Source organism: Ectobacillus ponti (genome assembly GCF_024294785.1).
GTDB lineage: Bacteria > Bacillota > Bacilli > Bacillales > Bacillaceae_G > Ectobacillus > Ectobacillus ponti.
On record NZ_JANCLT010000005.1, the window covers coordinates 341,546 to 350,651 of the forward strand.

7 protein-coding genes and 2 tRNA genes are annotated in these 9,106 nt (G+C 53.1%); all 9 read left to right on the top strand.

Annotated features, from left to right (window positions below):
• Positions 1-5 precede the first annotated feature (5 nt).
• The 9 genes from NK662_RS12330 (at position 6) to NK662_RS12370 (ending at position 9,105) form a co-directional block, all read left to right on the top strand.
• Positions 6-956 (top strand): type II secretion system F family protein, encoded by a 951-nt coding sequence (locus NK662_RS12330; protein ID WP_254759235.1) that lies wholly within the window; start codon positions 6-8, stop codon positions 954-956.
• A 3-nt stretch (positions 957-959) separates the two neighbouring features.
• Positions 960-1,880 (top strand): type II secretion system F family protein, encoded by a 921-nt coding sequence (locus NK662_RS12335; protein WP_254759236.1) that lies wholly within the window; start codon positions 960-962, stop codon positions 1,878-1,880.
• 204 nt (positions 1,881-2,084) lie between these two features.
• Positions 2,085-3,143 (top strand): DmpA family aminopeptidase, encoded by a 1,059-nt coding sequence (locus tag NK662_RS12340; protein ID WP_254759237.1) that lies wholly within the window; start codon positions 2,085-2,087, stop codon positions 3,141-3,143.
• Between the two features lie 183 nt (positions 3,144-3,326).
• Complete coding sequence (locus NK662_RS12345; RefSeq protein ID WP_254759238.1) at positions 3,327-4,238, top strand: DMT family transporter; 912 nt, start codon at positions 3,327-3,329, stop codon at positions 4,236-4,238.
• Positions 4,239-4,277: 39 nt separating this feature from the next.
• Entirely contained in the window at positions 4,278-4,886 is a 609-nt protein-coding gene (locus NK662_RS12350) for a LysE family translocator (RefSeq protein ID WP_254759239.1), read from the top strand.
• Positions 4,887-5,091: 205 nt separating this feature from the next.
• Positions 5,092-6,816 (top strand): ABC transporter ATP-binding protein, encoded by a 1,725-nt coding sequence (locus tag NK662_RS12355; protein WP_254759240.1) that lies wholly within the window; start codon positions 5,092-5,094, stop codon positions 6,814-6,816.
• Positions 6,813-8,675, top strand: a complete 1,863-nt coding sequence (locus NK662_RS12360; protein WP_254759241.1) for an ABC transporter ATP-binding protein — start codon at positions 6,813-6,815, stop codon at positions 8,673-8,675. Before NK662_RS12355 ends, NK662_RS12360 begins: the two co-directional genes overlap by 4 nt.
• A gap of 281 nt (positions 8,676-8,956) precedes the next feature.
• Positions 8,957-9,028 (top strand) — tRNA-Glu (locus NK662_RS12365).
• Positions 9,029-9,032: 4 nt separating this feature from the next.
• Positions 9,033-9,105 (top strand) — tRNA-Val (locus NK662_RS12370).
• Position 9,106: the final 1 nt, after the last annotated feature.

Genomic DNA, 9,106 nt, shown 5'->3' on the forward strand with positions numbered 1-9,106 from the left:
TGGATATGACAATGAAGTTAGTGATCATTTGGGCTGTCACCACAGCACTCTTTTATACAGCTGCGGCCTCTATGCGGAGAAAGGCGTATATGAAGCAGCGGGTTGAATTGCTTTTGGCTGCTTCTGCCACACCGGAGGAGATACAGAAGGAGCAGCAGATTCAAAAACGCAAAAGTGTGATGGCCGGGCTGTCAAAGGTATTTTACGGCATGTCGTTCCGAAGGACAGAAGTGCTTTTGGAGCAGGCGGGGAGCACGCTGCTCCCGGAAGAGTTTTTCGCTTGGCGGATTGTCGTTGCGGGAAGCGCGTTGCTCTGTTTCCTGTTGGCGGGCTTTTCCTGGTATCTCAACGCGGCAGCTGCGGCTGCAGCCTTTTTTGTACCTGTTTTGTATATGAAGCGCAGGCGGCATAAACGGCTGCAGGCGCTGTCGGGCCAGCTGATTGAAGCACTGGGCACCATGGCCAACTCCATGCGGGCGGGCTTCAGCTTTATGCAGGCCATGCAGCTCTCCGGCAAGGAAATGCCAAAGCCGATCGGGCCTGAGTTTGCAAGGGCCGTACAGGAAATCGGGCTGGGCATTCCGGTGGAGGAAGCACTGCAAAGCTTGGTGTCCCGCTTGCCAAACCGGGATTTGGACGTGGTTGTGCAAGCTATTCTGGCGCAGCGGTCCAGTGGCGGCAATCTGGCGGAGCTGCTGGAAACAATCGAAGAAACTATTCGCGGCCGTGTCCGTGTGGCAGAGGAAATGCGGACCTTAACGGCACAGGGGCGCATGTCGGCTTTAGTTGTAACACTGCTTCCGGTTGGCTTGGCATTATATTTGGCCACAGCCAGTCCGGAGTATTTTGGACCCATGCTCCACCATCCGATTGGCCGAATCATGCTTGGCGCCGCGGGTGTTTCCATTGCAATCGGCTGGTTTGTCATTCGAAAAATGATCCGAATTGAGGTGTAGAGCTTGCTTTCTTTTACCTTGCTTATCACGGCAGCCATCTTCTTCACCCTCGTCATGGCAGGTCTCTTATTTACTATTTATGCCAAGAATCTTTCCTTCACTGAACGGGTGCGTGTGTACTTCAGTGATGCTGCGTTTGCCAAGCCGGAAGTAGGGGGAGTGAAAGAGAAGCGCGCCCGATTGGCGTTTCTGCGCCCTTATTGGGAGATGGGCCTTAAGCAAACCAGCCAGTACTTGTCTCCTGCAAAGCGAAAAGAGCTGGATTCAATGCTTCGTGATGCTGGCTATTGGCGCATGTCAGCTATGGAGTTTCGCTTGCTGCAGCTTGTTCTCAGCATCGGTGCCATAATTCTCGCGCTGGTGTTGTTCACTCCTTCCAGGGAGTTGTCCAATGTATGGATTATAGCCATCGCCATGGGAGTGCTGGCTTATCGTTATCCCTTCTTTCATTTGGGGCGCAGAAAAGCAATGCGAATGAAGGCGATTCAGCGAAGCTTGCCGGACTTTTTCGATACGGTAAATTTGCTTCTTGAGGCCGGGCTGGGACTTGATGCAGCTATTGCAACTGTGTGCAGAAGGAGTGAAGGGCCGCTCTCCGAAGAGTTCTTGCTTGTACTGGAGGATATGAAGCTTGGAAAATCCAGGAGAGAAGCCTTCTATGACTTGCGAAAGCGCGTGCCGTCTTCAGGCTTCCAGGGGGTGATTACCTCCCTCATTCAAGCGGACCAGCTGGGGATCGGAATGGCGAAGGTACTGAAGACGCTGACGGTGCGCATCCGGGAGCAGCAGCGGGAAGCTGCCCGTGAGCAGGCGATGAAGGCGCCGGTGAAGATGCTGCTCCCCATGGTGTTTTTGATTTTTCCATCTCTGTTTATTGTTATATTGGGTCCTTTTGTCATTAAGCTTATTACGCAGGGGCTGTAAAATGGCCGGCCGCAGGCAGCGGCCGGTTTCTTTTTGTTCAGGTCTTTTGGATGGGGGCAGGGTTTTATATAATAATGAATATATATGTTGCCGGCACAATAAAGGACAGCCTTCCGCATATTCTTTGGGTGCCTTTTTTGTTAGATGGTGAATTTGATAAACTACATATCCTGCTGCAGCAGGAGCAGAGAGAGGGGAATCAGCATGGGGAAAAGGATTCGGGAGTACGGGGCGGAAATTGGGAGGCTGGAGCCCGGGAGCGGCAACTCCATTACGGATGTGGCAGGAGTCACTGTGGGGCATGTAACACTGAGCGAGGGTCGCATGCAAACGGGTGTGACGGCCATATTGCCGCATCAGGGCGATATGTTTCAGGAAAAGCTTCTCGCGGCTGCCCATGTGATAAATGGGTTTGGGAAAACCATGGGGCTGATGCAAATCAATGAACTGGGGACACTGGAAACGCCCATCATTTTGACAAATACCTTAAGCATCGGAACAGCGGCAGATGCTTTAATCGAATATATGCTGGAGCGGAATCCGGAAATTGGGCGCACCACCGGCACGGTGAATCCGGTGGTGTGTGAATGCAACGATATGTTTTTGAATGATGTGCGGGCAAGGTATGTGACGAAAGACCATGTCCTGCAAGCCCTGCGCCAAGCTTCGGATACATGTGCAGAGGGGGCGGTGGGAGCCGGAACAGGCATGCTTTGTTATTCCTTGAAGGGCGGCATCGGCACGTCCTCCCGGCTGATGGTGATGGAGCACGGAACGTACATGATGGGCGCGCTTGTGCTTACCAACTTTGGCTCGCTGGGTGATCTGCGGATCAATGGGAAGGCTGTCGGGCAGGAGCTTTGCGAAGCCATGGAGCAGACGCGGCAGGAGAGAGACCAGGGCTCTGTTATTATCATCCTTGCAACAGACCTGCCGGTATCCGAGCGGCAGCTGAACCGGATCGTCAAACGGTCTGTTACAGGTTTGGCCCGCACCGGCTCCATAGTTGCGACGGGGAGCGGCGAGGTTGTGATTGGCTTTTCAACTGCAACCCGGATTCCACACAGGAAAACGTCAGCCTGTCTCTCTCTTTCCGTCATCCATGAGGAGGACATCGACATAGCATTCCGGGCCGCCGGCGAAGTGGTGGAGGAAGCTGTTCTGAACGCAATGGCAGCGGCTGAGCCGGTCACCGGGCGGGACGGAGAACGGCGCCCGGCTTTGGGGGAACTGCTGGAGCGCTTTCGGGTTCAGCTTGTGTAGGAAAGAGGGGCGGTCCTTGGCTGCTCCGCCCTCTCCTATTTACTAGGATGTATAAAAGATAAATGTGCTGAATTTTCGTTTTATTGGCAGGGGGATTCTGATATGATTATACGAGTAAATACAATCTGGCTATTCAACGAATTCAGTAATTGTAAATGACATATATAGAGGTGGGGGAGCGAAATGAATTCAGAAGGTGTTGTCGCGTCATATACCAAATCAAAAGGAGTGGCGCTCGTATTGACATCAGCCTCTTTATGGGGGATTTCCGGCACGGTTGCCCAGTATTTGTTTCAGCAGCAGGGCTTTACGCCCGAGTGGCTCGTTGTCATCAGGCTGCTGTTATCTGGAGTGCTCCTCTTGGGGTTTGCCCGTGTCAAAGGAAAGCAAAGCATTTGGGGTGTCTGGCGGCATAAGAAGGATTGGCCCCAGCTCGTTCTGTTCGGCTTAGCCGGCATGCTGACCGTACAATACACGTATTTTGCCGCCATTAAGCACGGCAATGCGGCAACAGCCACGCTGCTGCAATATACAGCACCCGTATTTATCGTTTGCTACTTGGCAGCCCGGATGCGCCGCCTGCCGGTAAGGCTGGAGGTTCTGGCTGTTTTGCTTTCCTTAATCGGTACATTCCTGCTGGTGACAAACGGCAGCTTCCGGGAGCTCTCCATTTCAGCGGCCGCAGCTGCGTGGGGAATTACCTCAGCAGTGGCATTGGCGTTCTACACACTGCAGCCGATTCAGCTGCTGAACCGATGGGAATCTGCCGTTATAGTCGGTTGGGGCATGCTGATTGGCGGTATTGCCTTCAGCTTCATTCAGCCTCCTTGGGAAATGCAGGGGGAATGGTCTCCAAGTGCTGTCCTGGCCGTCATTTTCGTGATTCTGTTTGGTACACTGACGGCTTTTTACTGTTATATGGAGAGCTTGAAGTATTTGTCGGCGGCGGAAACAAGCCTGCTGGCATGCGCAGAGCCGTTGACCTCCGCGCTTCTGGCAGTTGTTTGGCTGCATGTGCCTTTTACAATCGCCAACGTGTTTGGCGCATTGTGCATCATTTTAACAATTATTCTTTTGTCATACGTAAAGAAATAGCGTATGCCTTCTCGTGAAATACAAGAAAGGAAAGAATGTATGATAACCTTCATCTTTGTCGTGCTTATGCTGTTCCTCATTCCGGGTCCGGCTGTACTGATTACGATTTCGCAAACAATGCGGGGCGGACAGAAAAGCGGGATTTTAACAGGTGTCGGCATTGCCGTTGGAGACTTGCTGCATACCACAGCGGCGGTGCTGGGCCTTTCCGCTATTCTAATGACATCAGCCTTGGCCTTCGAGGCGGTCAAATATGCCGGGGCCGCTTATCTCATTTATCTTGGCGTCCGCGCATTGGTTCAAAAAAAGGCGAAGCAGACTCCTGCGGTACCGCAGCTGTCCACCGGCTCCTCGTTCCGGCAGGGGCTGCTGATTGAACTGTTGAACCCGAAAACATCGCTCTTCTTCCTGGCCTTCTTGCCGCAGTTTGTGCAGCGCGACGGCGGCTCTGTCACTATGCAGCTGCTGGTATTGGGGCTGACATTTGTGCTGATGAGCATTTTGTATACAACGGCGCTGGTGCTGCTTTCAGGAGCAATTGGCAAAAGGCTGATGCAGCAAACCAGGCAGACATCCGGCTGGCTCGGGAAGGCAGTCGGACTGGTGTACATCAGCCTGGGAATCAAGCTTGCTTTGCAAACACGATAGAACGCGAAAGCCTGCCGAACCGGCAGGCTTTTGTTTGCCTCCGAAAAGGGACGGCGGCGGTCAAATCATGCGGCTAATGACAGAGCGGACTCAGACATACAATATACTGTTGCGGCGAGACAAAATATGTGAAGTTTCATGAAGTGAAGCGTATGATAAGGAGAGACAAACTATGAGAACAACTTGATAAGGATGGAGGGTACGTATGGGTTTTTTACGAAAGTACATGCGGGCTTATGGAAAGCCATTCAGCATCGCACTGCTGTTTTTGACCTTTGAAGCGCTGTGCGACCTGCTGCAGCCGACCATTATGGCCCATATCATTGATGTCGGCATTGCAAACCAGGATATGGGCTATGTACTGCGGATGGGCGGATTGATGCTGGGTATCACGGCATTGGGTGCGACAGCCGCTTCCACCCGCAATATTGTATCCAGCAGGGTTTCACAGCACTTCGGGGCTGACCTGCGGCTGGATTTGTTCCAAAAGGTACAGTCGCTGTCCTTCACCAGTATTGATAAACTGGACCGGGCTTCGTTGGTTACAAGGCTGACGAACGATGTGACGCAGGTGCAGATGTTTGTGAACGGTCTGATGCGCATTTTTGTAAAAGCGCCGCTTTTATGCCTCGGCGGATTGATTATGGCGGCACGCCTGAATGCGCATCTTGGGCTGGTGCTCGCGGTGGTGGTTCCGGTTGTGGCACTGCTCATTGTACTGAACATGAAGCTCGGCTTTCCGCTGTTTGCCAAGGTGCAGCAGGCACTGGACCGTGTGAACGGGGTGATGCGTGAGTACTTATCCGGAGTAAGAGTGGTAAAAGCCTTCAACCGTTTTGACTATGAAGTGGAAAAGTTTCAGCGGACAAATGCCGATCTGCAGGCTGTTTCCGTTTCCGCAGCCCGGATGATGGCCATCTTCAGCCCAGCGATCATGCTTGTGGTGAACCTTGGTATTGTAATCGTGCTTTGGATCGGCGGCAGCCGGGTGGACAGCGGACAAATGCAGGTGGGAGAAATCGTGGCTTTCATCAACTATATGACGCAAATTTTGTTCTCCTTGATGATGATTTCCATGGTATTTACCATGTTTGTCCGGGCGAAGGCATCAGCTGAACGCATTGGTGAGGTGTTCCGTGAGCCGGCGCCTGCCGATGCGGAAATGGCTCCACTCCCGGCGGGACAGGGCCGCATCGATTTTCGGGATGTGTCATTTTCCTATGAAGGCACAAGCGCCCCGGTGCTCAAGCATATCAGCTTTACTTGTCTGCCGGGAGAAACGCTGGCAATCATCGGATCCACCGGGTCGGGCAAAAGCAGCTTGGTGCACTTGCTTCCGCGGTTTTATGAGGTGGACTCCGGCAGCATCCAAATTGACGGGGTGGACATTCGGCAGATGAATGCAGGGCAGCTGCGGCAAAAAATTGCGATTGTGCCGCAAAAAGCAACACTGTTCACCGGCACGGTTACTGAAAACATACGCTGGGGCAAGGAGGATGCTGCGGCAGAAGAAGTGGAGCAGGCTGCAAGGATTGCCCAAGCACATGATTTTATCGCTGCGCTTCCTGAACAATACAATGCCCGGATTGGCCAGGGCGGCGTAAATTTTTCAGGCGGACAGAAGCAGCGTCTCTCCATTGCCCGGGCTCTTGTGCGCAAGCCGGAGATTTTGATCTTGGATGACAGCACGAGTGCTGTGGATGTGGCGACAGAAGCAAACATGCGGCAGTCGCTGAAGGAGTATGCGGAAGGGTTAACCTGCATCCTCATTGCCCAGCGCATTACCTCCGTGATGGACGCAGACCGGATTCTCGTGCTGGACCGCGGGGAGATTGCGGGAATCGGCACGCATGAAGAACTGCTGGCAAGCTGCAGTGTATATCAGGAAATTTGCCGTTCCCAGTTTGGACAGGAGGTGCTGGCAGGATGACGCAAAAAAAGGGACATGCGGCGAATGTGCCAATGGGCGGCCCGGGACGGCCGGGCGGCTTTGGCAATCATATGCGGGGGCCTGTCGCGAAGCCAAAGAATTTTCAGGAAACATTAAAGCGTCTATGGGAGTATATTGGGCGTGAGCGGAGCACATTGACAGTCATTTTCCTGTTTACGATTATTGATGGTGTGCTGATGCTGTTGGCGCCATATTTGATTGGCAAATCTGTGGATGCCATTGCGGCGCCCGGCGGTGTGAAGTTTGGCGTACTGGAAATTGTCATCCTCGTGCTGTTGGCTTCCTATGCATCAGATGCGCTGCTGACCTTTTTGCAGGGCTGGCTGATGGCCGGGGTGGCGCAACGGGTGGTGCGGAGCCTGCGGGAGGCGCTGTTTCAAAAGCTGCAGAAGCTGCCGGTGGCCTTCTTTGACAAACGGACACACGGCGAGCTGATGAGCCGTCTGTCCAATGATATTGACAATGTGAACAGCACGATTTCACAATCTGCCATTCAGCTGATGTCCGGCGTGATTGTCATTCTCGGTTCCTTGACCATGATGCTGGTGCTCAGTCCGCTGCTTACACTTGCGAGCCTGCTTACCGTGCCGCTTGTATTCCTGCTGACCCGTACGATTGCGAAGCGGACGAGAATGCTGTTTAAAGAGCAGCAGGCCCAGCTTGGAAGATTGAATGGACATATCGAAGAGACGATCTCTGGCATCCATATCGTCAAGGCGTTTAACCACGAGCAAAAAGCCATTGAAGAATTCCAACAGGTGAATGGGAAACTGCGCGACGTAGGCTTAAAGGCGCAAATTTGGTCGGGCTTTCTCATGCCGATCATGAACGTCATCAACAACCTCGGTTTTGCGGCTGTTGCCATTGCCGGTGGTATTCTGGCGGTAAAAGGCATGATTACGGTCGGCGTAATCGCCAGCTTTATCAGCTATTCACGCCAGTTTGTCCGGCCATTGAATGATCTTGCCAACATCTTTAATATGCTGCAGTCCGGTGTGGCCGGGGCGGAGCGGGTATTTGAGGTGCTCGACGAGCAGGAGGAAGCAGAGGATGTGCCGGGCGCTGTGCTGCTGACGAACCCGAGAGGACATGTTGTCTTTGAGAACGTCAGCTTTGGCTACAGCCCGGACCGGCCGATCCTGCGCAATGTCAGCTTTACTGCGGAGCCCGGCAGCAGCACGGCGCTGGTCGGCCCGACGGGAGCAGGCAAAACAACCATTGTAAACTTGTTGACCCGCTTTTATGATGTAACGGAAGGAAGAATCCTGATTGACGGCCGTGACATCAGAGAATACACACGCGACAGTCTGCGCCGCTGCTTTGGCATTGTCCTGCAGGATACGTACTTGTTCTCCGGCACTATTAAGGAAAATATCCGCTACGGCCGGCCGGATGCGACGGACGAAGAATTGGAGGCAGCCGCCGCCATGGCAAACGCCGAGGTGTTCATCAAGCGCCTGCCCAAGCAATACGACACCGTACTGGCGGAAAACGGCGGCAATCTGAGCCAGGGGCAGCGGCAGCTATTGGCGATTGCCCGCGTCATTTTGGCGAAGCCGTCCCTGCTGATTTTGGATGAAGCGACCAGCAGCATTGACACGCGGACGGAGCTGCATATTCAAGCGGCGTTGCTGGAAATTATGAAGGACCGGACGACCTTTATCATCGCGCACCGCTTGAATACAGTCCGCGATGCGGATACCATCATGGTGATTGACCGCGGTGAGGTCGTAGAACAGGGCGGGCATATGGAACTGATGAAACAGGGCGGCACATACTCTTCCATGTTTTCCAACCAGTTTCAAAACATTGAAGAGGGAACAGAAAAAACCGGATGAGGGGTTCATCCGGTTTTTCTCCGTTCATGATCGGCACGAATTTCGTGGTATGCATAGAAAGCAATCAACACGGCTCCGGCCAGACCGAACATGCCGCGGGAAGGTGTGCTTACTAAAATTGCAAATCCCTTCTTAAATTTCATGTATCGTATTAAGCTTATAGTGAAGCTCCTCTCATTTTTGTTAAAAACCTAAAATTTTTTCAAAAAAGATATTCACAAATAGAAAACAGTAGTGTATGATGTGTAAGTGTCACCGGGAAGCACCGGAAGAGACAAGACGGCCCGTTGGTCAAGCGGTTAAGACACCGCCCTTTCACGGCGGTAACACGGGTTCGAATCCCGTACGTGTCATTGTGGAGGATTAGCTCAGCTGGGAGAGCATCTGCCTTACAAGCAGAGGGTCGGCGGTTCGAGCCCGTCATCCTCCAC

Bases quoted from the DNA above. Each gene is read 5' to 3' on its own strand.
- NK662_RS12330 (WP_254759235.1), top strand. From the start codon at position 6: ATGACAATGAAGTTAGTGATCATTTGGGCTGTCACCACAGCACTCTTT.
- NK662_RS12340 (WP_254759237.1), top strand. From the start codon at position 2,085: ATGGGGAAAAGGATTCGGGAGTACGGGGCGGAAATTGGGAGGCTGGAG.
- NK662_RS12345 (WP_254759238.1), top strand. From the start codon at position 3,327: ATGAATTCAGAAGGTGTTGTCGCGTCATATACCAAATCAAAAGGAGTG.
- NK662_RS12350 (WP_254759239.1), top strand. From the start codon at position 4,278: ATGATAACCTTCATCTTTGTCGTGCTTATGCTGTTCCTCATTCCGGGT.
- NK662_RS12355 (WP_254759240.1), top strand. From the start codon at position 5,092: ATGGGTTTTTTACGAAAGTACATGCGGGCTTATGGAAAGCCATTCAGC.
- NK662_RS12360 (WP_254759241.1), top strand. From the start codon at position 6,813: ATGACGCAAAAAAAGGGACATGCGGCGAATGTGCCAATGGGCGGCCCG.